The 26,609-nt window shown below is 40.5% G+C and carries 12 protein-coding genes and 4 pseudogenes; 15 read left to right on the top strand and 1 reads right to left on the bottom strand.

Annotation, left to right across the window (positions count from 1 at the left end; all coding sequences use genetic code 11):
- Positions 1-2 precede the first annotated feature (2 nt).
- From dltC to GEZ84_RS11140, 7 genes and pseudogenes are all read left to right on the top strand, one after another.
- Positions 3-242 (top strand): D-alanine--poly(phosphoribitol) ligase subunit DltC, encoded by a 240-nt coding sequence (gene dltC, locus GEZ84_RS07880; RefSeq protein WP_000351967.1) that lies wholly within the window; start codon positions 3-5, stop codon positions 240-242.
- On the top strand, positions 235-1,503 hold the full coding sequence (gene dltD, locus GEZ84_RS07875; protein WP_153224129.1) for a D-alanyl-lipoteichoic acid biosynthesis protein DltD: 1,269 nt from the start codon (positions 235-237) through the stop codon (positions 1,501-1,503). The genes dltC and dltD overlap by 8 nt, the downstream gene beginning before the upstream one ends.
- A gap of 142 nt (positions 1,504-1,645) precedes the next feature.
- Positions 1,646-2,086, top strand: a complete 441-nt coding sequence (gene adcR, locus GEZ84_RS07870) for a zinc-dependent transcriptional regulator AdcR (protein ID WP_153224128.1) — start codon at positions 1,646-1,648, stop codon at positions 2,084-2,086.
- Positions 2,086-2,790: a metal ABC transporter ATP-binding protein gene (locus tag GEZ84_RS07865; RefSeq protein ID WP_153224127.1), complete on the top strand. Its 705-nt coding sequence runs from the start codon at positions 2,086-2,088 to the stop codon at positions 2,788-2,790. The genes adcR and GEZ84_RS07865 overlap by 1 nt, the downstream gene beginning before the upstream one ends.
- A complete protein-coding gene (locus GEZ84_RS07860) occupies positions 2,783-3,589 on the top strand; it encodes a metal ABC transporter permease (protein WP_153224126.1) in 807 nt (268 codons plus the stop codon). The genes GEZ84_RS07865 and GEZ84_RS07860 overlap by 8 nt, the downstream gene beginning before the upstream one ends.
- 9 nt (positions 3,590-3,598) lie before the next feature.
- A pseudogene (locus GEZ84_RS11145) lies at positions 3,599-4,452 on the top strand (metal ABC transporter substrate-binding protein); the annotation flags it as partial.
- Positions 4,453-4,482: 30 nt separating this feature from the next.
- Positions 4,483-5,103 carry a metal-binding protein ZinT gene (locus GEZ84_RS11140; protein ID WP_413777005.1) on the top strand — a complete coding sequence of 207 codons (621 nt, stop codon included), beginning with the start codon at positions 4,483-4,485 and terminating at the stop codon, positions 5,101-5,103.
- A 637-nt stretch (positions 5,104-5,740) separates the two neighbouring features.
- Here the strand turns inward: GEZ84_RS11140 and GEZ84_RS07850 are convergent.
- On the bottom strand, positions 5,741-6,598 hold the full coding sequence (locus GEZ84_RS07850; protein WP_153224125.1) for a 5'-nucleotidase, lipoprotein e(P4) family: 858 nt from the start codon (positions 6,596-6,598) through the stop codon (positions 5,741-5,743).
- 246 nt (positions 6,599-6,844) lie between these two features.
- On the opposite strand from GEZ84_RS07850, the gene GEZ84_RS07845 reads away from it, so the two are divergent.
- The 8 genes and pseudogenes from GEZ84_RS07845 to GEZ84_RS07810 all read left to right on the top strand — a co-directional run.
- Positions 6,845-7,729, top strand: coding sequence for an SPFH domain-containing protein (locus tag GEZ84_RS07845; RefSeq protein WP_025172052.1), 885 nt, complete (start codon positions 6,845-6,847; stop codon positions 7,727-7,729).
- A 308-nt stretch (positions 7,730-8,037) separates the two neighbouring features.
- Positions 8,038-12,504, top strand: a complete 4,467-nt coding sequence (locus GEZ84_RS07840) for a ZmpA/ZmpB/ZmpC family metallo-endopeptidase (RefSeq protein WP_153224124.1) — start codon at positions 8,038-8,040, stop codon at positions 12,502-12,504.
- Positions 12,505-12,741: 237 nt separating this feature from the next.
- Positions 12,742-16,530 carry a sugar-binding domain-containing protein gene (locus tag GEZ84_RS11080; RefSeq protein WP_153224123.1) on the top strand — a complete coding sequence of 1,263 codons (3,789 nt, stop codon included), beginning with the start codon at positions 12,742-12,744 and terminating at the stop codon, positions 16,528-16,530.
- Between the two features lies 1 nt (position 16,531).
- Positions 16,532-18,222 (top strand): annotated as a pseudogene (locus tag GEZ84_RS07830) (alpha-L-fucosidase).
- A gap of 100 nt (positions 18,223-18,322) precedes the next feature.
- Positions 18,323-19,222, top strand: coding sequence for an Rpn family recombination-promoting nuclease/putative transposase (locus tag GEZ84_RS07825; RefSeq protein WP_153224122.1), 900 nt, complete (start codon positions 18,323-18,325; stop codon positions 19,220-19,222).
- Positions 19,223-19,236: 14 nt separating this feature from the next.
- A pseudogene (locus GEZ84_RS10895) lies at positions 19,237-19,660 on the top strand (hypothetical protein); the annotation flags it as partial.
- 14 nt (positions 19,661-19,674) lie between these two features.
- Positions 19,675-20,085, top strand: a pseudogene (locus tag GEZ84_RS07815) (hypothetical protein); the annotation flags it as partial.
- Between the two features lie 418 nt (positions 20,086-20,503).
- On the top strand, positions 20,504-26,609 hold a 6,106-nt coding region (locus tag GEZ84_RS07810; protein ID WP_153224120.1), incomplete at its 3' end, for a DUF1542 domain-containing protein.

Raw genomic sequence — 26,609 nt, 5'->3', positions numbered from 1 at the left:
ATATGGATATCAAATCAGAAGTTATCGAAATTATTGATGAGTTGTTTATGGAAGATGTTTCTGACATGATGGATGAAGATCTTTTTGATGCAGGTGTCTTGGATAGTATGGGAACGGTTGAATTGATTGTGGAGATTGAAAACCGTTTTGACATTCGTGTCCCTGTAACAGAGTTTGGTCGCGACGACTGGAATACAGCTAATAAAATCATAGCTGGTATTGTGGAGCTACAAAATGCTTAAACGCTTATGGATGATCTTCGGACCGGTCTTGATAGCTGGTTTGTTGGTTATTTTGGTTATATGCTGTTATCCTGCAAGTATTAGACATGACATTGTATCTGAAAAGCATTCGGCAGCTTCTGTTACTGCAGAAAGTTTTAGAGAACGAAATCAAAAATCAAAAGCTTTGTCTGATACTTCTATCCGATTTATACCTTTCTTTGGTTCAAGTGAGTGGCTTCGTTTTGATGGCGCTCATCCTGCAGTATTGGCTGAGAAATACAATCGCTCCTATCGTCCTTATCTTTTAGGACAGAGTGGAGCTGCATCGCTAAACCAGTATTTTGGAATGCAACAGATGTTGCCAGAAATAGAGAATAAGCAAGCCGTATTTGTTATATCTCCCCAATGGTTTACAGAAAATGATTATGAATCTGCAGTATTTCAATCGTATTTTAATAGTGACCAATTAACTTCCTTTTTAGAAAATCAATCAGGAGATATTAGTAGTCAGCATGCATCTAAGAGATTATTAAAACAGTTTCCAAATGTATCAATGAAAGATATAGTACAAAAAATTGCTAATAATGAGTCTCTTTCAGAGTTTGATCATATTCGTATAAAAATTAGCGCTCTAATCAATCAGAAACAAGCAAATTTTTTTGGACAGTTCTCAATCAGACAGTGGTTGAAATATAAAGAACATGTTGATAAATATTTGAATACTATTCCAGAACAGTTTTCTTATCAAGATATAGGAGATGTTATTAAAGCAGATGCTGAAAAAAATACTTCCAATAATGAATTTGGTATAGATAATCACTTCTATGATACACAAATCAGAGATTATTTGAAAAAGTTAAAAGGCTCACAGACTAGTTATAATTATCTTAAATCTTCTGAGTACAATGACTTGCAGTTAGTTTTAAATCAGTTTGCCAAGTCGAAGGTCAATGTAATGTTTGTGATTCCTCCCGTAAATAAAAAATGGATGGATTTCACAGGATTAGATGAGGATATGTACCAAGAAACGGTGCAAAAGATTCGCTTCCAGTTAGAAAGTCAAGGTTTTACTAATATAGCAGATTTTTCTAAGGATGGTGGGGAGCCTTTCTTTATGAAGGATACCATCCATCTTGGTTGGATGGGGTGGCTGGCTTTTGACAAGGCTGTTGATCCTTTCCTATCTAATCCCACACCAGCTCCTACTTACCATCTTAATGAGCGCTTTTTCAGTAAAGACTGGGCGACTTATGATGGAAATGTCAAGGAATTTCAATAGATAATATAGAAGAGTTCAAGAATGAAACTAGTTTTCACGTTTTTTCTTGACTCTTTTTTGGTTTGTGATATAATTAACCAGTAAAGAATCAGTAACTATCGATACTTTTATCTAAAAGTGATAGTTAAGAAAGGAGTAACACATGAGACAGCTTGCGCAGGAAATTGATACTTTTTTGAATGAGGTTATCTTGAAGTCTGAAAATCAGCATGAAATCCTAATAGGTCATTGCACTAGTGAGGTGGCTCTGACCAATACCCAGGAGCATATCCTCATGCTCTTGTCAGAGGAATCTTTAACAAATTCAGAATTGGCTCGTCGCCTCAATGTCAGTCAAGCGGCAGTTACCAAGGCCATTAAATCTTTGGTCAAGGAAGGAATGTTGGAGACATCCAAGGATCCTAAAGATGCGCGTGTGATTTTTTATCAGTTGACTGATTTGGCTCGTCCAATTGCTGAGGAGCACCATCATCACCATGAGCATACACTTCTAACCTATGAACAAGTGGCGACTCAGTTTACTCCAAATGAACAAAAAGTGATCCAGCGGTTTTTGACTGCTTTAGTAGGAGAAATCAAATAATGAGATATATTACGGTAGAGGATTTATCTTTCTATTATGATAAGGAGCCTGTTCTTGAACATATCAATTATAGTGTTGATAGTGGGGAATTTGTTACCTTGACAGGGGAAAATGGGGCAGCTAAGACGACACTGATTAAGGCCAGTCTTGGAATTCTCCAGCCACGCATCGGTAAGGTAACCATTTCAAAGACAAATACGCAGGGTAAGAAATTGAGAATAGCCTATCTTCCTCAACAGATTGCTAGTTTTAATGCTGGTTTTCCAAGTACGGTTTATGAATTTGTCAAGTCGGGTCGCTATCCGCGAAAAGGCTGGTTCCGTCGTTTGAATGCTCATGATGAGGAGCATATCAAGGCCAGTTTGGACTCAGTTGGCATGTGGGAACATCGAGATAAACGCTTGGGGTCTCTATCTGGAGGCCAAAAGCAGCGAGCGGTGATCGCACGTATGTTTGCTTCTGACCCAGATATGTTTATCCTAGATGAGCCGACAACGGGGATGGATGCAGGGAGTAAAAATGAGTTTTACGAACTGATGCACCACAGCGCCCATCATCATGGCAAGGCTGTTTTGATGATTACCCATGATCCTGAAGAAGTTAAGGACTATGCGGACCGCAATATTCATCTAGTTCGTAACCAAGATTCGCCATGGCGTTGTTTCAACGTTCATGAGAATGATCAGGAGGTGGGCCATGCTTAGTTTGTTATCTTATGACTTTATGCAACGAGCTTTTCTGGCCGTTATTGCCATGAGTCTTTTCTCGCCAGTTCTTGGAACTTTCCTTATCTTGCGTCGTCAGAGTTTGATGAGTGATACCCTCAGCCACGTCTCACTTTCGGGTGTAGCCTTTGGTCTAGTTCTGGGGATTTCTCCGACTATTTCCACTATTGCCATTGTCTTGATTGCAGCAGTCTTTCTGGAGTATCTCCGTACGGTTTACAAGAGCTTTATGGAAATTGGGACAGCTATCCTCATGTCAACAGGTTTGGCTGTTTCTCTGATTGTCATGAGCAAGGGAAAAAGCTCTAGTTCTATGAGTTTGGACCAGTACCTTTTTGGTTCGATTGTGACTATCAGCGAAGAGCAGGTCATTTCCCTCTTTGTCATTGCGGCGGTTGTTTTGATGTTGACCTTCCTCTTCCTTCGTCCAATGTATATCTTGACCTTTGATGAGGATACGGCCTTTGTGGATGGCTTGCCAGTTCGTACCATGTCTATTCTTTTTAACATGGTGACAGGGGTGGCCATTGCCCTTATGATTCCAGCTGCGGGAGCTCTTCTGGTATCGACCATTATGGTTTTGCCAGCTAGTATTGCCCTGCGTCTGGGGAAAAACTTTAAATCGGTTATGCTGCTTGCCAGTGCTATTGGATTTTTGGGAATGGTAGCAGGACTTTACATTTCCTACTATGCAGAAACACCTGCAAGTGCAAGTATTACCATTATCTTTGTAAGTGTCTTTTTACTGATCAGTTTAGTAAGACGTTTTATCAAATAGGAGAATGACATGAAAAAAATTGGCCTATTGCTAGCCAGTCTATGTGCTCTGTTTTTGGTAGCTTGTTCCAACCAAAAACAGGCAGATGGTAAACTAAATATCGTGACAACCTTTTACCCTGTCTATGAATTTACTAAGCAAGTCGCAGGAGATACGGCTAATGTAGAACTCCTCATCGGTGCTGGGACAGAACCCCATGATACGAACCCTCTGCCAAGGCAGTTGCTAAAATTCAAGATGCAGATACCTTCGTTTATGAAAATGAAAACATGGAAACATGGGTCCCTAAATTGCTAGATACTTTGGATAAGAAAAAGGTAAAAACCATCAAGGCGACAGGCGATATGTTGCTCTTGCCAGGTAGCGAGGAAGAAGAGGGAGACCATGACCATGGAGAAGAAGGACATCACCATGAGTACGATCCCCATGTTTGGTTATCACCAGTTCGTGCCATTAAACTAGTAGAGCACATCCGTGATAGTTTGTCAGCAGATTATCCTGATAGAAAAGAGACCTTTGAGAAGAATGCTGCTACCTATATCGAAAAATTGCAAGTTTTGGATAAGGCTTATGCAGAAGGCTTGTCTCAAGCCAAACAAAAGAGCTTTGTGACTCAGCACGCAGCCTTTAACTACCTTGCCTTGGACTATGGACTCAAACAAGTCGCAATCTCAGGTCTCTCTCCAGATGCAGAGCCATCAGCTGCTCGTCTGGCAGAATTGACAGAGTATGTCAAGAAAAATAAAATTGCCTATATCTACTTTGAAGAAAATGCTTCACAAGCCCTTGCTAGTACACTTTCAAAAGAAGCAGGCGTCAAAACAGATGTCCTCAACCCTTTAGAAAGTCTGACAGAAGAGGACACCAAGGCTGGCGAAAACTATATTTCCGTGATGGAGAAAAACCTCAAGGCTCTGAAACAAACAACGGACCAAGAAGGCCCAGCAATCGAGCCTGAAAAGGGAGAGGATACCAAGACAGTCCCAAATGGTTACTTTGAGGATACAGCTGTCAAGGACCGCACCTTGAGTGACTATGCAGGTAACTGGCAATCAGTTTATCCTTTCCTCGAAGATGGCACGTTTGATCAAGTCTTTGACTACAAGGCTAAGTTGACTGGTAAGATGACTCAGGCTGAGTACAAGACCTACTATACAAAAGGCTATCAGACAGATGTGACTAAGATTAACATCACTGATAACACTATGGAATTTGTTCAAGGTGTACAAAGTAAGAAATTCACCTACAAGTATGTTGGTAAGAAAATCTTGACTTACAAGAAAGGCAATCGTGGCGTGCGTTTCCTCTTTGAAGCGACAGATGCTGACGCTGGACAGTTCAAATATGTTCAGTTTAGTGATCACAATATCGCCCCAGTTAAGGCAGAACATTTCCATATCTTCTTTGGAGGAACAAGCCAAGAAGCCCTCTTTGAAGAAATGGACAACTGGCCAACCTACTACCCAGACAATCTATCTGGCCAAGAAATCGCTCAAGAAATGTTGGCGCATTGATGAGAAACCGACTAGTTCATAGGAGCTAGTCGGTTTTTGGGGTACTAGATGGCTAACTTCACTATAGACCTTACAGAACTTTAAAAATACAAAATAAATAAAACTCTTGAAATATCTGGGCTTATATGCTAGAATGTAATTAGTGTATAAGGTTCATTAGAACACCAAAGCCCCTAACTATTGCAGTAGTTAAGGGCTTTTTTACGTATCTTAGCGATTTAACGGGTGTTGATAGGCTAGTCAGTCGGTCTACTCCTTACCATCTAGCCATTTGCAGACGAAATACAAGATAATTCCAGCTATGACGTCCGCTATAATAGTAAGAGCAAGCTCAGGTATAAGGCTCATTAGTTTCACCTCCTCTCACGAACCGTAAGGAACGTAATCGGTAACCGATGACAAAAATAGTATACCACAATAAATTTAGACCATCAACCTTACTTAATGCTTGAAATACAGGGGCTAGGCGACAAAGTCTTTAAAATCAGAAAACGTATAGTATCAGATGTATAAAAGCTTGATGTTATATCAATTATAAAAATGGATAGAAAAGTTTTCTGATTATCAGAATTCCTTCCTATCCACTTTTTGAAGATTGTAAGTTAGCTTTATTTTATATAGAATCAGCTTATTTGTTTTATTTGTCAAAACCTTGCAAGGCTTTTTGGCGTTCTTCTACTTGACCTTTAGCATCTAGTTTATTACCAGCGTATACAGCTGATTCCCATGATCCGTACATTGGATTTGGGAAGATGATGAATTTTTCACCGAATTCTTTTTGCAATTCTTCAAGTTGTTTATCACGGTCAGATTCAGAAGTCTTAGAAAAATCTGCAAAGTCTACGAGGTTATCACCAAATAATAAGATAAGGTTTGTTTTTTCTTGAACTTTTTGGCGACGACCTTCTTTGGATTTTACACCGCTTTCTAAGAACATGAGATGATCACGTCCTTGAACAGGAATTCCTTCACTTTCAAGATTTTTAATGGTAGCATCTACTTGATTAGCTGAGCGGTCAGAAATATAGTAGATTTGGACACCGTTTTGATCAGCAAACTGAAGAAAATCTTTGGCACCTGGGACGGCTTTTGCTGAAGCTTTTTGAACCCAAACATCCCAATTTTCGGGTGTGAATGCTGTACCGTCTTTGACATTTTGTACTTGATAAGGGCTATTATCTAGGACAGTTTCATCCAAGTCTAAAACGATAGAGTAAGGTTTGTCTGATTCTGTTTTGAGCAATTCCTTTAGGTGCTTTGTTGCAACGTTATAACCCTGTATGTATAAAGCTTTAGTTTCAGCTGATTTTTGGTACCAAAGGGTTGACATAGTGTTTTCTCTTGACCGTAGTTGGTCATATGTCATTGTAATTTGATTATCAGATGAGCTATTATTGCTTGTCTGTGTTTCTGTAGACTTTGTTGCACAACTAGCCAATAAGACGACAGAAGCAAGTGCAGAAAGGATGGTAACAGTAGTTTTTGCTGTTTTCATGAAATATCTCCTATTTATTCATTTCAATAAATAGTATAGCACGAGGGAAAAGTTAAGGCAAGCTATTCCCTGAATATGGATAAAGATAATGTAATGAAAAAAGCGATTATTAACTTGAAATGTAGTTTCACCTCTAATTATTGACATTTCAGAAAAAATCGCAGTAAAAACTGCACAACCTTCTTTAAATGTGCTATAATACAGGAAAAAATAATGATGGAGGTCGCAATAATGGCAACATTTTTGATGATTTTTGTGGTGGTTTGTGTGCTCCTATTGGTGATAGTCACACTGAGTACAGTTTATGTGGTTCGTCAGCAGTCGGTGGCGATTATTGAACGCTTTGGGAAATACCAAAAGGTTGCCAATAGCGGTATTCATATTCGATTGCCTTTTGGGATTGACTCGATTGCAGCGCGGATTCAGTTGCGCTTGTTGCAAAGCGATATTGTGGTTGAGACTAAGACCAAGGACAATGTGTTCGTTATGATGAATGTGGCGACTCAGTACCGTGTCAACGAGCAGAGCGTGACAGATGCTTACTATAAACTCATGCGTCCAGAATCTCAAATTAAATCTTATATCGAAGACGCCCTTCGCTCTTCTGTTCCAAAATTAACCTTGGATGAATTGTTTGAGAAAAAAGATGAGATTGCCCTTGAAGTTCAACACCAAGTAGCAGAAGAAATGACCACTTATGGCTACATTATCGTGAAAACCTTGATTACTAAGGTGGAGCCAGATGCAGAAGTCAAGCAATCCATGAATGAAATCAATGCGGCGCAACGTAAGCGGGTCGCAGCGCAAGAATTAGCGGAAGCCGACAAGATTAAAATCGTCACTGCAGCTGAAGCCGAAGCAGAAAAGGATCGCCTTCATGGTGTGGGGATTGCCCAACAACGTAAGGCGATTGTGGATGGATTGGCAGAGTCTATCACAGAACTCAAGGAAGCCAATGTTGGTATGACAGAAGAACAAATCATGTCCATCCTCTTGACCAACCAGTATTTGGATACCTTGAACACTTTTGCTGCAAAAGGCAATCAAACCATCTTTTTACCAAATACACCAAATGGTGTGGATGATATCCGTACACAAATCTTGTCAGCCCTTCGCGCTGAGAAGAAATAATAGATTAATACTCTTCGAAAATCAAATTCAAACCACGTCAGCGTTGCCTTGCCGTACTCAAGTACAGCCTGCGGCTAGCTTCCTAGTTTGCTCTTTGATTTTCATTGAGTATAAAGAGCTTGGCAACAGGCTCTTTTTGTATTGCTTTTGTTAAGAAAAGCAAAGAACATTGATATACATTTAAATAAAAATTATTGTATGTTGTCTCCCTTAACTTGGAATGATAAGGGAATAACTAGAAAGATTTGTGAATACAAACTATTTCTGATATACTAAATATACAGTAATAATGAATGATAGGATATGGGATGAAAGAATTTCAATTTGAGAGAAAGCAGCGTTTTTCTTTGAGAAAATATACAATAGGAGCTTGTTCGGTCTTGCTAGGAACGAGTTTATTTTTTGCTGGTATGGGTGCTCAACCTGTACAGGCTACAGAAACGACTTCAACACTAATTTCAAGTCATTATTTGGATGAGCAGGATTTATCTGAAAAGCTGAAATCTGAGTTGCAATGGTTTGAAGAAAATAAGATTGAGGTAGAAGAGGGAAAAGAATACTATTTTGTCTATCGAAAATTGGCTACAAGATTACCAGAAACAGGTCTGTTTTCTAATGATGGGATGTTTATCTTGGGAGCAGGATTATTATTGCTTTCCTTCACTTTAATCAAGAGAAAAAAGGGAGCGTCTTACTTCCTTGTGACCGTCTTTGCTGTTGGTGGCTGGGGAGCATCCATCTCTGCTTTAGAAAATCTGGTAGAATTGCAACCAGCCCTTGTTAAGAGAGTAGAAGGTCAGTTTTTACCAAGTCCTGAAACAGTCCAAGGATATGAATTTACGGGATATTATTTGGTAAGAGATAGTGCTAGCAAGGAACTTTCTGCTGATAAGGTAGAATCGCCAGCATTATCTCAAAAGGAGGAAAGTTCAGAATCTCAGTCTAAGAAGATTGTACCACAGACTGCATCTCAATTTGATTCGACTGAGGATCTTGTGCAATCTTCTCAACCAACCTACGCAGTTGCGCCCGTTTTAAATCCATCTCCTGAAAAAAGTATGAGTATTGAGTCTAAAAAAGTACTGGATGAAGGAATGAAAACTGTTATTGAAGACAAGCCAGAACTGGAAGTTAGGGTAGGGGAGATAGAGTTTGAAACTCAATTGCAGTCTGACCCAACTCTGGCTAAGGGAGAAAAAAGAATTTCTATAGAAGGTGCCAAGGGACAAGAACGAATCTTAACAGAAGTAAGGATTATTGATGGTATTGTTACGCGAAATGAAGTAGGGAGAGAAGTGCTTCGTGAACCAGTTACTCAGGTGATTCTGATCGGGACAAAAGAGAAGGAACCTCAAGAAAATGGCATAAGCACAGCCCCGGAAGTCCAACCACCCCTTCCATCTTATGAGGGTGGTGTTTCCGGCGAGCCTTCGGTAGAACCAATGCTTCCATCATATGAGGGTGGTGTTTCCGATGAGTCCTTGGTAGAACCAATGCTTCCATCATATGAAGGCGGTGTTTCTGGCGAATCCTTGGTAGAGCCATCTCTTCCGTCATATGAAGGCGGTGTTTCTGGTGAATCCTTGGTGGAACCGTCCCTTCCGTCTTATGAAGGCGGTGTTCCCGGTGCATCCTTGGTGGAACCGTCCCTTCCGTCTTATGAGGGTGGTGTTTCCGGCGAATCATTGGTAGAACCTTCTCTTCCGTCATATGAAGGTGGCGTTTCCGGTGAGCCTGAGATACAGGAGGATCTCCCAGAGTATAAAGAAGACACTCAACTTCCTCAGACCAAAGTAGAGACCAAAGTCCTTCCTTATGAAACAATTTATGAAAAGAATGAGGCACTAGACCACGGCGTTACAAGAGTAAAGATTCCGGGTGTTGAGGGACAAGAACAAGTTACTACTACCTATACTAAAGATCAAGCAAGTGGAAATATTTCTGAGAATAAAACTGTCAAAATAGTAGCTAACAAAGTTGATCAAGTTGTAGAAGTTGGAACTAAACCGAGTGTTGAAACTACTGTCCTATCTCATAAAACGATCTATCAGGTGAATCCTGCTTTGGAGTTCAGACAAGAGAAAGTAGCGGTTGCAGGGCGTGATGGTTCGGTGGAAACTAGGACGACTTATCAACTAGACAAGGCAACAGGTCAGGTGACGGTGTCTGACACCACTAGACAAGTAAATCCAGCAGTCGATAAAGTGATTCAAGTTGGTAATGTGGAAAAAGTAATACAACCGATTGCTGTTACTGAGGAGCGAAGAGAGGATTCTTCACTTGCTAAAAATATAGAAAAGGTAGCCTCTGAAGGAGAAGTTGGTGAGAATACACTTACCAGAACATACGCTATCAATGAACAAACTGGTGAATTGGTTAATCCTCAAGAAGTGAGTCAAATAACAAAACCAATGAAACCGAGAGTTATTTTAGTTGGTAGTCAGGAGGATAAACCACACATCCTTCCAGCAAATAGTGAGAGAGAAGATGCTGTGGATGTGTCTGCTCTGACCACAAGCACGAGATCAGTAGATTTCTTACATGACAGTAAACTAAAAGCACAGTTGGAGCCTGTCTATGATCCTCGAGATATTATAACAAAGAGAATTGCGCTCAGAAAAACACGCCCAAATATCACTGACCAAGAGGTCAAAGATATGTTGCGCACAGAGTATCTTCAAAAACTGTCAATTCAAGAAAGCTTTGATCAGACGAAGATGCAAGCTGAGTCAAGTTTCAAAAAGATTGCCTCTCATACTTTGGGGATTATAGGAGATACCCCTGAAAATCGCAGCAAGGTCAAACAAGAGCTTGAGCAATATAAAGAGCAGATCTTGTTGGGACTGTCTTATATCAATCGTTTTTATAATATTCAATTTGGGGACACGAATATTCGTGATATTTTGGCCTTTAATCCAAGCTCATTTGGTAATAAGACAATGACAGCCTTGGATAGTTTGAAGAAATTAGGATCCATGTCTTATGAAGAGATGAAATTGACCAATAGTCCTCAAACATTTACAAAGTATTTATCTACTATTACAGGTAAGGATAGTTTGAAGGAATTTTTAGACAGCAATCGCCAACTCTTTACGTCAGATGATGCGGATACTTGGCTTAAAAAATCTAGCCAAGCTATGATTGTTGAAAAACCATCTAAGGAAAATCCTTCAGCGCATGTCGGGCTATATAGCAAGTTGACCGCTGGGGAAAAGGATTCTCGTAAACAAGAGGCCAATATGGCTGCTATTTTGGGACTTTTGAATGTGAAAGAACCACATGTTTACGTGATTAGTAATATGGCGACGATTACTTACGGTAATATTGGTTCCTATATAGATACTTCTCTTGCCCAGTCTAATCCAACTAAGTATCAGGCTGAGCTTGCTAGAGTCAAGTCTTTAATTGAAAAAGCGGCTGTACAACAAGCCAACTATGTTGATACTCTTTATCGTATAACAAAACCAGAAAATCGTGATAAGTTGCTGACAAATCGCTTGATTATTGATACGATGAAGAAATATACAAGCAATCAAAATGCCCAGATTGATAGCACTTGGTCACCAGCTTCTGGTAGTGGAGTTGATAAGGGAGTCGACCAATTTATGACTCCTATGAATTACTATTCTCCAGTAAGTAAGGTGGGAGCTGAGGCTAACGGATTAGGTGTCCGTTACTTTATAGATAGGGTTCTGGATGATAGAGGTTCAGCTACTTATTCTCATGAAATGACGCACTTACTGGATAGAACGGTCTTGTTTAATAATCACAGTCGTCGAGATGGTACAGGAGCAGAGTTTTATGCGCGTGGTATTTTTGAAAACTCCTATAATCCAGAAAAAGATACTTATTTCAATCTCAATTTTGTATATGATGAGAGTGATAAGAATGGATTTTACAATAAAACACCTGATCGATTTAAAACGGCAGAAGATTTGCAATCTTACATGAAGGGAAGTTTTGATGTTCTTTATACTCTAGATTACCTAGAAGCAGAGGCAAGTAGAAACTTATCTGCAGAAGACAAGATGAGTTATTTCAAAAAAATAATGCCAATCACTTCAACAGGTTCTAGAACTTGGGTAGATTACCGTAATCCAGCAGTTAAACCGACTCATAAGAGTGAGGAGATTCAAGCTCTGACCTTAGAAGATGCCAAAAAATTGACAGATATTGATAGTTTGATTGACAATCATATCATGGTTAATCGTTATATCATTGCTGGTTTTTCAGATAAAGGTAAAATTGCAGCAAATGGTTACTATACTGTTGATATGTTTGATACAATTTTTGGAGTTAGTGAAAATGATAAAGGTATGAGTGGGGATATCACCTTTAGAAAACAAGCCTTTGAATTGATGGCTGCTTTGGGTTATTATGAAGGATTTGTTCCTTATGTTTCAAATCAATATAAGCAAGCAGCAGAGTCTGAGAACAAGCCTTTATCTGATACTTACATTTTCAATAACATTTTGAATGGTAAGAGCTATGCTGAGTTCAAAAAAGCACAGATCAAGGAAAGAGTGGATAGGCTCAATCAATTGAAACCTTTGACAATCCAATATGAAGATCAGGAAATAAGTCTGACAAGTCAGAAGTTAAGTGAATTGATGCAGAAAGCTGTCCAAGAGGAGTTGAAACAGATTAAGGCAGGCAAAACAACTGCTCACACCTATAGCTTTATCGAAACACCAGTTCAAAAACTGAAAAAAGCGATTTATAAAGCTTATCTCAAAGATTCAGATGACTTTAGACAGTCGATTTACAATAGCTAAGACAAAAGGGACATCTCTCTGGAATGAACATTCAGAGGGGTGTTTTTTGCGCTCTTGTAAGGTTCGACCTTATTTCTTGAAAATTACAGTTTGCTTGAATATGGAATGATTTTCAGACTTTTCCACAAATTATAGAATCTTTTCTGAGTATTTAGGGAGTGATGGATGAACTATTGAAAGCGCTTTTGTTTTGTGCTATAGTCAAATCATTAGAGTCGTTTAAAGAGGAATGCTTGTATGAGAAGAGAAGAAGTTTTACGAAATCACTGGTTTTTTAGCCAAGAGGTGGGGAAGGAAGAGGCCTTGGAGTCGGATTTTCAGAGGGAAAATTGGCAGGCTATTCAAGTGCCACATGACTGGAGTATTTACAATGATTTTGACCAGTATTCGCCAGCGCAAAATGAGGGTGGTCAGTTAAACGGGGGGCAGGCTTGGTACCGGACGCAGTTTTACTTGGAAGAAGATGCCAGTCTTGTATCGGTGCGTTTGCTCTTTGACGGGCTTTACATGAATTCCCAAGTCTATATCAATGGACAAGCGCTGGGCTATTATCCCAATGGCTATACACCATTTTCTTATGATATCACGCCTTATCTAAGAAATGATGGGACAGCCAACCAGCTTGCAGTTTTTGTGGAAAATCAGCAACCTAGCAGTCGTTGGTACTCTGGTAGCGGTATTTACCGAGAAGTAAAATTGTTGATTACAGATCTGGTGCATCTGGATTTGTATGGGATTAAGATAGCAAGTCCCAAGCTCGAGGAACAAAGAGATGGATGGGTGGAGACTCAGCTTGAAAGCAAGGTTTCAAATGATGGATCTCAGTCCGTGTCGGTGTATTTAGTACAGAGCATCTGGTATGATGGACAACAGGTTTCAGACTGGCAGGCAACAGACTCTGTAGTGATTGAAGCTGGGGACAAATATTCTTTCCAACAAGCCATATCAATTTTCCAACCTTTGCTTTGGGATATTGAACATCCTCACCTTCACCAATTGAAGACTCGCCTTTACAAAAATGACATTTTGGTTGATGAAGAAGAGGAAACCTTTGGTTACCGCTATATGGATTGGCAAGCGGATAAGGGCTTCTTTCTAAATGGTCGCTGGTTGAAGATTCATGGGGTTTGTCTGCACCATGACTATGGAGCGCTGGGAGCTGTGGAAAACAGGTCAGCTGCTGAGAGACGATTGCGCCAGATGAAGGAAATGGGCGTCAATGCGATTCGAGTCACCCATAATCCAGCTAGTAGTATTTTGCTGGATGTGGCTGCCAAAATGGGGCTACTCATCCAAGAAGAAGCCTTTGATACCTGGTATGGAGGCAAGAAAGAATATGACTATGGTCGCTTTTTTGAGAAAGAAGCGACTCATCCAGAAGCGAAAGCAGGCGATTTCTGGTCAGATTATGATTTGCGCACCATGATTGAACGTGGTAAGAACAATCCAGCGATTTTTATGTGGTCCTTGGGAAATGAAATCAGCGAAGCAAATGGCGATGCTCATTCATTGAAGACTATCAAACGCTTGCTGGGAAGGGTCAAGGAGGTTGATGATAGCCGTTTTGTGACCATGGGAATGGATCAATTCCGCTTTGGCGATGGTTCTGGAGGTCATGAAAAGATAGCCAATTTGCTGGATGTAGTGGGCTTAAATTACTCGGAAGATAATATTGACGCGATTCGCAAAAGACATCTCAAGTGGCGACTTTACGGGTCTGAAACCTCATCGGCTACCCGAACGCGTGATAGCTATTTTCGACCAGATAAGGAATGGGTTGGGGATAATCGCCGCGTTCGGAATTTTGAACAGTCAGACTATGGCAATGATCGGGTTCCTTGGGGGAAGACAGCGACGGCTTCTTGGATAGCAGATAGAGATCGGCTAGACTACGCAGGTCAGTTTATTTGGACAGGAGTGGACTATATCGGAGAGCCGACTCCTTGGCACAATCAAAATGACACGCCTGTAAAGAGTTCCTATTTTGGGATAGTGGACACGGCAGGAATTCCCAAAAATGACTATTATCTCTACCAAAGTCAGTGGTTGGATGGTAATCAGCATCCCATGGTTCATATCCTGGCCCATTGGAATTGGGAAATCCACAAGAGTTATCAACAAGTTGTGGATAAGTATGGGGATATCCCTGTTCGAGTGTATTCAAATGCTGGTTCGGTAGAGCTATTTCTCAATGGAAAATCCCAAGGTCTGAAAACCTTTCAGGAAAAATGGACTTCAGACGGTCGAAAATACCAAGAGGGAGAAGGAGCTGACCAACTCTATCTCGAATGGCGTTTGGCTTATCAATCAGGAGAATTGCATGCTGTGGCCTATGACCGTCAAGGTCAGATTGTGGCAGAAGATAGGGCGGTGACTGCAGGTAAGGCAGCCAAAATCGGGTTACATGCCGAGAAAACACAACTGGAGCCAGATGGGCAAGACCTCCTCTATCTCTATTTTGATGTATTGGACAAGGATGGAAATTGGGTGCCAAATGCTTCCAATCAGCTTCATTTTGAAATTGAAGCACCAGCTCGCATTGTGGGTGTGGATAACGGTAGGCAGGCCAGTCGTGAACGTTATCAGGCTCAGAAAAATGGTCGGTTTAAGCGGAAAGCCTTTCATGGAAGAGGTGTCCTTTTGGTTCAGAGCTTGGAGCAGGCAGGTTTAGTAAGAGTAAAAGCTAGTGCCAGAGGGCTAGAGCCAGCAAGTTTTGATTTCTTAGTGGGAGAGGCTTTGGATTGCCAGCCAGTGAAAAATCAGCGCTTGTTTGAGATTCGAGTGGACGATCAGGCAGGTTTGCAAGAAGGGGATTCCCCAGCTATTGGACTTTATCCACAAACTGTGGATAACCCTGTGAACAAGGTGGGGAATAGTGAAGTGATTTGGAAGACGAGTGGTAGTGCCCACGCCATTATTAAGCAGGGAGTGCTTCATTGCTTGTCTGCAGGCGACTTGTCTATTCGCGCCTTTTATCAAGGGAAGATCTATCAAACTCATTTGCAGGTTGCAGAGAATACCTCACTAGGGCAGGCAGTTTTTGTACGACCACTTCGCGCGTATACAGATAAGGGTACTTATCCACAGCTTCCATCTTCGGTCTTGGTGGACTATGAGTTCGGTAGTGCAAAACGAGTCAAGGTTGTTTGGGAGGCAATATCCGAAGAAGATTTGGCAAGATTTCATGAGTTTACGGTATCTGGTCAGCTAGAGGGTCTGGATTTAAAGGCTTCTGCTCAGGTTTGTATCCAAGGGATTTGTGCTATTGAGCCTGAAAGGGTTTGGACGCTTGTCAAGGAAGCCCCACACTTACCAGACCGAGTTAAGCTAGTCTTATCAGATGGTAGACGAGATACGGCCAAGGTGACTTGGGATGAACTCGAACCCCAAGTCTATGCTCAGGTAGGAGAATGTGTACTTACAGGACAAGTAGCGGGATGTAAGTTACCAGCAACAGTCACCATCCATGTGACAGATGCCAGTGTAGACGGGGAAGTTATTTCCAATCAGTGGACAGGATCTAACCTGCCTCTGGTCTTTGCTTCCCACTCAGAGCCGAATCACCCAGCCTCCTACCTCAATGACAAGGTCATTGCTCGGAAAAAATCGATAGCCAATACCTGGATTGTCAAGTCAGAGCAAGCCAGTGTGGGCATTCTTTTTGGAGATGCAGGGATTTTAAAACCGCGATTTGTGGATAACCTGATCTTGTATTATGTTGAGAATCAAGAATACGTGGCGATGGATCCGACTTTTATTGATTATTATGTAGGGAATGAGCCTAGTTTGCCTCGGACTCCGAATCATTTGGATAAGGATTCTCTGCTCAAACAAGAGGAGAATTGGCGACCTGTATCAGCTATTAGAAAAGTGTCAAGTGACAAGGATGAAGAGTTTCGTTTTGAATTTGACAAGGTGGAGACCTATGCCCTTCGTCTTCGATTTGAAAACTTGGTAAATCCACTAGCGTTAACAGAATTGCAAGTACATGCCAAAAAAGTAAAGAAAAATGTAGATAGGAAGTAGTATGGTAAGAGAAATAAAACCACATGGACCCTTGCCTAGTCAGGCCCAGCTAGCGTATTTAGAGTATGAACTAGCAGCCTTTATCCATTTTGGCCCCAATACCTTTTATAATCAGGAATGGGGGACAGGTCAGGAAAATCCTGAACGCTTCAATCCAATAAAGCTAGATGCGCGTGAGTGGGTGCGTGTACTCAAGGAAACGGGCTTCAAAAAGTTGATTTTGGTGGTCAAGCACCACGATGGCTTTGTCCTCTATCCGACAGCTCATACAGATTATTCGGTTAAGGCCAGTCCTTGGAGGAGTGGAGAGGGGGACTTGCTCCTTGAAGTATCCCAAGCTGCTACTGAGTTTGATATGGATATGGGAGTCTACCTGTCACCTTGGGATGCCCACAGTCCTCTCTACCATGTGGAGCGAGAAGCGGACTATAATGCCTATTATCTGGCCCAGCTGAAGGAGATTTTATCAAATCCTGCCTATGGCAATGCAGGGAAATTTGCTGAGGTCTGGATGGATGGTGCTAGAGGAGAGGGCGCTCAAAAGGTCAATTATGAATTTGAAAAATGGTTTGAAACCATTCGTGACCTGCAGGGCGATTGCTTGATTTTTTCAACAGAAGGCACCAGTATTCGCTGGATTGGTAATGAACGAGGATATGCAGGTGACCCCCTCTATGGCAAAAGGTGAATCCTGACAAACTAGGAACAGAAGCAGAGTTAGACTATCTTCAGCACGGAGATCCCTCAGGCACGTTTTTTTCAATCGGTGAGGCAGATGTCTCCATCCGGCCAGGCTGGTTTTACCACGAGGACCAGGATCCTAAGTCTCTCGAGGAATTGGTAGAAATCTACTTTCACTCGGTTGGGAGAGGAACTCCACTCCTGCTTAATATTCCGCCGAATCAAGATGGTCTCTTTGATACAAAGGATGTTGAACGACTTTATGAATTTGAAGCTTATCGTAATGAGCTCTATAAAGAAGATTTGGCTCTGGGAGCTGAGGTATCTGGTCCTGCTCTTTCCGCAGACTTTGCTTGTCACCATTTAACAGATGGTCTTGAGACTAGTTCTTGGGCAAGCGATGCAGATTTGCCCATCCAGTTAGAACTTGACTTAGGGTCACCGAAAACTTTTGATGTCATTGAGTTAAGAGAAGATTTGAAGCTAGGGCAACGAATCGCTGCTTTTTATCTGCAAGTAGAGGTGGATGGCGTCTGGCAAGAATTTGGCATGGGCTTTACAGTTGGTCAAAAGCGCCTCTTGCGAGGTCCACTAGTAGAGGCACAGAAGGTGCGCGTGATCATTACAGAGGCACAATCTATGCCTGTATTGACCAAGATTGCCCTCTATAACACTCCGAGCTTATCACAAAAAGTAGCTGTTCAGGGACTAGCATTTGCAGAAAAAAGTCTAGCTGTGACAAAGGGAGAGACTCTTCATTTTAGGATTGAACGTAGCGAAAGTAGTACCCCTTTGGAAGCTAAGATTTCGATTCAACCAGGGACAGGTGTTCATGGTGTCGTCTATCAGGACGAGATTCAAGTCCTTCAATTCCAAGTAGGGGAAAGCAGAAAAGATTTGTGCCTACCAACCCTGTATTTTGTTGCTGATAAGACCCTCGATTTCTATCTGAATCTGACTGTTAATGGACAACTGGTTGATCAAGCTCATATTTTAGTTGAAACGAGATAAAATATCTTCACAATTCATTTCCTTTCCGAATAAATAGATAGTAGCAGTGAATCTAGTGAGCTTAGATTTAAAACTGTGGTATAATAAAAGGAGGAAAAGTATGACTGTACGTCATCCAGGCATCAGCCCAACTAATGACTTGGTTGCTAAGAAAATTTTCAGTAATCCAGAAATCACTTGTCAATTTATTCGCGATATGCTGGACTTATCAGCTAAAAATGTAACTATTTTGGAGGGAAGCAATATTCATGTCTTGCCTTCCCTGCCGTACTCGGCTCAGGATTTCTATACCAGTATAGATGTTTTAGCTGAACTAGATAATGGCACTCAAGTTATCATTGAGATTCAGGTGCATCATCAGAATTTTTTCATTAATCGCCTGTGGGCTTATTTGTGCAGTCAGGTCAATCAAAATCTTGAAAAAATTCGCCAACGAGAGGGAAATACTCACCAGAGTTACAAACATATTGCTCCAGTATACGCAATCGCTATTGTGGACAGCAATTACTTCCAAGATGATTTGGCTTTTCATAGCTTTAGTATGCGCGAGGACACTACAGGTGAGGTTTTAACACTTACAAACAATGGACGAGAGAACCATCTAGTCAAGATGGCGTTCTTGGAATTAAAAAAATACAGAGAAACCAGCAAAGACGAGGTTCGCAAGCCATGGTTGGAGTTTTTTGGGAATAAACCCTTTACCCAAGAACCCGAGCGAGCCATCAGTCAGGCAGACCAACTGCTGGACTATAAGAGCTGGTCCGAGGAGGACAGGAAGATGTTTAGTCAACTACGTATGCGTGAAGAACAAGCCTTGTTAGCACAGGACTATGCCTTGGAACAAGCTGAAGAAAGAGGATTAGAGCGTGGTCTTGAACGTGGAAAAGTTGAAGGTAGTTTGTCTATGCTACTAAATCTCGTTCGCCAAGGTCTTCTGACATCTGAAGTTGCCAGCCAACAATTGGGCATGACCGTAGCTGAGTTTGAAGCGTTGTTGTAAGACCATCACCAATACTAGTCAAGATGGCGTTCTTGGAACTAAAAAAATACAGAGAAACCAGCAAAGATGCGGTTCGTAAACCGTGGTTGGAGTTTTTTTGGGAATAAACCCTTTACCCAAGAACCCGAGCGAGCCATCAGTCAGGCAGACCAACTGCTGGACTATAAGAGCTGGTCCGAGGAGGACAGAAAGATGTTTAGTCAACTACGTATGCGTGAAGAACAAGCGCTATTGGCTCATGACTATGCTTTGGAGCAAGCTGAAGAAAAAGGCTTAGAACGTGGTCGCGAAGAGGGCATTGAACAGGGACTAGAACGTGGGAAAATTGAAGGTAGTTTGTCTATGCTACTAAATCTGGTTCGTCAACGTCTTTTAACCGCAGAGGTTGCCAGCCAACAATTGGGCATGACCGTAGCTGAGTTTGAGGCGTTGTTGTAAGACCATCACCAATACTAGTCAAGATGGCATTCTTGGAATTAAAAAAATACAGAGAAACCAGCAAGGACAAGGTTCGCAAACCATGGTTGGAGTTTTTTGGGAATAAGCCCTTTACCCAACAACCTGAGCGAGCCATCAGTCAGGCAGACCAACTGCTGGACTATAAGAGCTGGTCCGAGGAGGACAGGAAGATGTTTAGCCAACTACGTATGCGTGAAGAACAAGCCTTACTCGCTCAGGACTATGCCTTGGAACAAGCTGAAGAAAAGGGATTAGAACGTGGTATTGAACAGGGACTGGAGCGTGGGAAAGTTGAAGGAAGTTTCACTATGTTAGTAAATCTCGTTCGCCAAGGTCTTCTGACATCTGAAGTTGCCAATCAGCAGTTAGGCATGGCCATCGCTGAGTTTGAGGCGTTGTTGTAAGTAGAAAGTGATGACATGTTACCGAAGTGAGGTAGCATGTTTTATTTTTGGTTCATATGTTTTACGAATAATTTTTTCTTATGTAGCGTAAAAATAATTTATTTGACCCTTCAAACTTATTTATTTCTCTACTAACCCTATATGAATGCGCTATCTTTATGGATGGAATTAAAACAAAAGCAAATTTATTATAAAAACATGTGAATTATTTATTTATAAAAACGAGAAAATATACCGATTTGATTTTTCTGAAAATTCCTTACTTTCCCAAAACGCTTTTTTTTTTTTTGCGAAAATTTAAAATCAAATCATTTGCATATATATTGAAAATAAGATAAAATACAAATTGTAGATTTCTGTGTGCAGGTGTCATGTGGAAATCAAATCAATTAACCTTATAAAAGGAGAAAAGAAAATAATGGAAAACAAACCATCTATGAGTCGTGTTGAACGTCTGCACCGTGAAAAGGTCACGCGTTACTCGATCCGTAAATATAGTTTTGGGGCGGCTAGTGTAGCGGTCGCTGCTCTTTTCATGTTCTTGGGGAATGGAGCTGTATCAGCTAATGAACTAAGCAAACAAGAGACATCTGTAGAAGCAACAACTCCAACTTTGGACAAGACCCAACTTGAAAGCTACATTTCAGAAATTGAGACAAAACTTTCTAACGGTTCTTACGATAACAAAACAGAAGAAAGTGTTGCAGTATTAAAAGCTGACTTAGAAGCTGCAAAAGCTACATTAGCGAATGCAACTACTCAAGCTGAACTAAAACAAGCTTACAGCAAACTTGTCACTACAGCTAACGCTAGATTAAGAAACAAACCTGTAGAGAAACAAGAGACTCCAGTAGTAGACACAACTAACGGACAACCAACTGTAGGTAAAACAGCAGAAAATACTGAACCTAAATCAGAATCTAACTCAATCGAAAACTCAGGTTCAAAAGACGAACGTAATGGACAAGCATTAGACAAAAACAATGCTTTCCGTGCTGAAACTTCAAAAACTGTAGGTAATATTACTTACACTACAGAGTTTTCAAATGATACTACAAAAGAAATCTACGTTTATAACAAAGAAGAGGCTAATGTAGAATTTAAAATCAATTCATCAACAAACAAAGTCACATACGTAGAAACAACACAAGCATCAAGTCAAAAGTTCACAACTGTAAATGACACAACTGTAACAGATGGATATGGATATAACTTCGAAAAGATCACTACAGAAACAGATACCCCATTAACAGTAAGAATGACAGGGCAACCGAATGAACTTATCATGAGTAAACCTGCCTATAATAAAACTGAAGCTCAAAACTTTGCAATGGGGGATCGTTACCTTCGTGTAACAGCAAAAGATGGATCGACAATGTCTGCTTCTGGAAGTGGTGTAAATGCAGATGGATACTTTAAGATTGTCCTTAAATCTCAAACATACAAATATAGCATCAAATTGCCAGAATCAAATGCTGATAAGATTGCCGTTTCAAATATTGATAGCTTAACTGAAGCAGATATTGCTAAAATTAAAGCTCAGATTAAAATTGAACATTCTAAAACAAGTACAGATGCAAGATTAGAATCTAAAAAAGGACAACTTGTAGACAATCAAAGCTCAATAGTAAAAAGTATTGATGTTGATACTACAAGCAAAAAAGTAGTAGTAACATATACTGACGATTCGACAGATGAAACTCCACTTTCAAATGTGGCACGTACAAACGTCGATCCAGTCGTAGAGATTCCATACTCAGATGAAGCTAAACGAGAAATCTATGTCTATGGTGCAGAAGAGAACTCGTTTGATATTAAAATCAAAGATGATTCGGATAAGGTTTCAAAAGCCACACTGGAACAATGGGGAAGCAATGCTTTCAAACCTGTAGACGGTGAGACTGATAAAATCAATACTCAGTATGGATATACAGCAAACGAGTTTAAAACTGAAACACCAGCATCGGATGCGACACCAGCGGTTATCAGATACTCAGGTACTCCGAAGGCAGTAGATAATTTATCACAAGATAGACTAGACGCAGCAACAAAAGGAGAAACTCCACAGGGGCTGCCTTTAGGTTGGCGTTATGTGACAGTTACAGATGTCGAAGGAACAAAATTCGCTGGTTCTGGAAAGGATGCCGCTAACGACCATGCCTTCCGTGTCATGCTTAAGCCACAAACTCAAAAATATGATGTTACAACTCCAGCAGAAGAATCTGCTAAGTTCCCAGTAGTTGATGCTAATAATGTAACAGCTGAAGAGTTCGCAAAAATAGTTGGTGCAAACAATGCAAACATCAAACTTCACTATTCTAAAACGAATACAGATGCTAACTTAGTTGCGAAACAAGGTCAAAATGTTGACGATAAAGCCGACAAGATTAAATCTGTTGAAAAAGTAGCTAATAATATGGTGGTAACGTATAACGATGGATCTACAGATACATTACCATTAACTGACTTTGCACGTACGAATGTTGCTCCAACAGTGGAGATTCCATACTCAGTAGACGGTAAAAAAGACGTTTACGTATATGCGAACGAAGATTTTGAAATTCCTGTTAAATTTACAGATGATTCAGGGAAAATAGCATCTGCGACAATTAAACGTGGTGGGAATCAGGATTCACCAGCTAAAGATGCATCCAATCCTGATGTTTTAGATAATGAGTACAATACAACAGTTGAAAAAATTTCTACAGAAACACCAGCAACAGCAGAAAATCCAGCTATTGTAAAAATTAAAGGTAACATTTCAAAAGATAACTCTGGAATTGCTGAGAGTAAATTCCCTAAAGAACCAGCTCAAGAACTTACAATTGTAACTCGTTATGCAACAGCAACTGATACAGATGGGGCATTTATTGAAAATACAGCTAAAGGAAATACTTATGCTACAGATCCAGGTGCGTTTACTATTAAATTAAAAGCTCAAACAGCAAAATATGATATTAAAGACTTGGATGAATCTGATAAAGTAGCAGTAGCTGATCCAACGGCTGTAACTGATGATGAGTTTAATGCAATTAAAGAAAAGATTAAGATTGAGTTTTCTAAAACAAATGAAGATAAAAACTTAGAAGCTAAACGTGGACAAGAAGTAACCGACAAAGATTCTAAGATTGATACAATTACAAAAGATGGTAACAACTTAGTAGTAACATATAAAGATGGTTCTAAAGATGTAAGACCATTAACAGACTTCACTAAATTAGATAAACAACCTGCTATCGATGCAGTAAACACAGCAGCAAATGAGAAAATTGCAGCAATTAACGCTACTCCAAACGCTACTGATGAAGAAAAAGCAGCAGCAGTTGCTAAAGTAAATGCTGATAAAGAAAAAGCATTAACAGCAATTAATGATGCTACTACAAAAACAGCTCTTGATACGGCTAAAAACGCAGGAACAAGTGCAATTGCAGCAGATAACCCAGTAGTAGCTAAGAAAGACGCAGCAAAAGCAGATGTTGAAGCAGCTCGTAAAGCTAAAGAAGATGCGATTAAAGCAATCCAAAATCTAACACAAGCAGAAAAAGATGCAGCTATCGCGAAAAATAATACGGCAGCAGCAGAAGCAACTAAAGCTATTGATGCTGCAACAACAAACGATGCAGTAGATCAAGCTAAAACAGCTGGTACTGGAGAAATTGCAAAAGTAAACCCAGTAGCGAAAGAAAATGCTAAAGAAGCAATTGCGAATGCTTTAACGGCTAAAAATTCTGAAATCGACAAACGTACAGATTTATCAGATGCTGAGAAAAAAGCTGCTAAAGATGAAGCTCAAAAATTAGCAGATGCTGAATTAGCTAAGATTAACGCTCAACCTGATAATGCGGATACTGCAGACGCAGCAGTGGTAGCACAAAAAATCGTTAATGATGCTGAAGATAAAGGTGTAGCAGATGTAACATCTGTAAACCCAGTAGCTAAAGAAGCAGCTAAAAAAGCGGTAGCAGATGAGTTGACTAAGAAAGAAGAGCAAATTGACGCTCGTACTGACTTAACAACAGAAGAAAAAGCAGCAGCAAAAGCTGAAGCTAAAGCAAAAGCTAAAGAAGCAACAGATGCAATTGATGCACAACCAGCTATTACTGATTCAGCAGATAAAGCTACAGCAGCTCAAAAAGCAGTAGATGCAGCTAAAGATAAAGGTGTAGCAGATGTTAAAGCTGTAGATCCAGTAGCGACTAAGAAACCAGCAGCTAAGAAAGCAATCGATGATGCATTAACAGCTAAAAACAACGAAATCGATGCTCGTACGGATTTAACTCCAGAAGAAAAAACTAAAGCGAAAGAAATTGCAAAAGCAAAAGCAGATGCAGCTAAAGATGCAGTTGATAAAGCAACAACAGACGCAGAAGTTGATAAAGCTAAAACAGATGGAACTACAGCAGTTGCAAACGTAACTCCAGTAGCGAAAGAAGCAGCGAAAACAGCAATTGCAGATGCATTAACAGCTAAAAATAAAGAAATCGATGCTCGTACAGACTTAACTGACGAAGAAAAAACAGCAGCTAAGAAAGAAGCAAAAGATAAAGCTGACGCACAATTAGCTGAAATTGCTAAACAACCTGATGCAGCGGATACACCAGAAGCAGCGAAAACAGCACAAGATGCAGTGGATGCAGCTAAGAAAACAGGTGTAGATGAAGTTACAGCCGTAAATCCAGCAGCAGTTAAGAAAACGGAAGCTAAACAAGCAATCGACGATGCGTTAACAGCTAAAAATAATGCTATTGATGCCCGTACAGACTTAACAGATGCAGAGAAAAAAGTAGCTAAAGATAAAGCAACAGAAGAAGCTAAGAAAGCTAAAGAAACAATCGATGCAGCAACAACAGATGCAGCAGTAGATACAGCGAAAACAGCTGGATTAGATGAAGTTGCGAAAGTGAATCCAGTAGCGAAAGAAGCGGCTAAGAAAGCAGTAGCAGACGAATTAGCTAAGAAAGAAGCAGAAATCGATGCTCGTACTGATTTAACGCAAGAAGAAAAAGACGCGGCTAAGAAGGATGCTCAAGATAAGGCTAAATCAGCAACAGATGCAATTAATGAACAACCAGACAATGCAGATACACCAGAAAAAGCAGCTGAAGCTCAAAAAGCAGTAGATACAGCTAAGAAAACAGGTGTAGATGAGGTTGCAGCTGTAAATCCAGAAGCAGTAACGAAACCAGCAGCTAAGAAAGCAATCGATGATAAATTAGCTGAGCAATTGAAAGCAATTGAAAACACTCCAGATGCTACAGATGATGAGAAGAAAGTTGCAGCAGATGCAGCTAAAACTCTAGCAGAAGAAGCCAAGAAAGAAATCGATAAAGCTGGAACAGATGCAGCAGTTAAGCAACTTCAAGACGAAGCTGAAAAAGAAATCGAAAAATCTGTCCCTGTTGTAGAAGATAAACCAAACGCTCGTAAAGCAATTGATGAAGAAGCACAAGCTAAAAAAGAAGCAATTGATGCACGTGACGACTTGACTCCTAAAGCTAAAGAAGAACTTAAAGCTCAAGTAGACAAGATTGCAGAACAAGCTAAAAAATCTGTAGATGCAGCGAAAACAGCAGAAGCTGTCAATGGAATTGAAGAATCAGATAAAGCGGCTATTAAAGCTGTAGGTGAAGTGAATATTCCGGCTGATAAAGTTCTTGTAAATGATCCAAGTGCTTTAACAGATGATGAAAAAGCTAAGGTCTTAGAAGCTGTTAAGAAAGTAAATCCAGATGCTAAAGAAATTACTCAAGATGCAGATGGAAATATTACTGTTACAACTCCAGATGGTCATCAGGAAATCATCACTCCTGAACAAGTTGTGAAAACTTCTGATACAGCAAATGAACCAAAAGCAGGAAATGATGTAGTTAAACCAGCGGATAAAGTGGTTGTAGCAGATCCAGCTAAATTAACAGATGCTGAGAAGGAGAAAATTAAAGCAGCTGTAGAAGCAGTAAATCCAAATTCTGTAGTAACAGTAGATGAAAAAGGAAATGCTAAAGTATCAACTCCAGATGGACAAACACAAGTGATTCCTGTAGAAGAATTAGTACGTACTGTTGAAGATACTAAGAAACCAAACGCAGGCAATGACATCGTTAAACCAGCTGATAAGACAGTAGTAGCAAATCCAGATGCGTTAACTCCAGAAGAGAAGAAAGCCATCGAAGATAAGGTTAAAGCAGTCAACCCAGGTTCAACTGTAGTAGTAGACGATAAAGGAAATACGACAGTCACAACCCTAGAAGGTAAGACAGCAGTAATTCCAGCGTCAGACTTGACTAAGTCAGCAGCAGATGCAGCTAAACCAAACGCAGGCAACGACATCGTTAAACCAGCGGACAAAACTGTAGTTGCTAACCCAGACAAGTTGACAGATGCTGAGAAGAAAGCGATTGAAGATAAGGTTAAAGCTGTAAATCCAGATGCAACAGTAGTTGTAGATGACAAAGGCAATGCGACAGTCACAACCCCAGAAGGTAAGACAGCAGTTATCCCAGCGTCAGACTTGACTAAGTCAGCAG

Origin of the sequence: Streptococcus mitis (assembly GCF_009496155.1) — a bacterium.
GTDB classification, from domain to species: domain Bacteria; phylum Bacillota; class Bacilli; order Lactobacillales; family Streptococcaceae; genus Streptococcus; species Streptococcus mitis_BQ.
The sequence above is the reverse complement of the archived record's forward strand: the minus strand, read 5'-3'. Positions and strand labels throughout refer to the sequence as shown.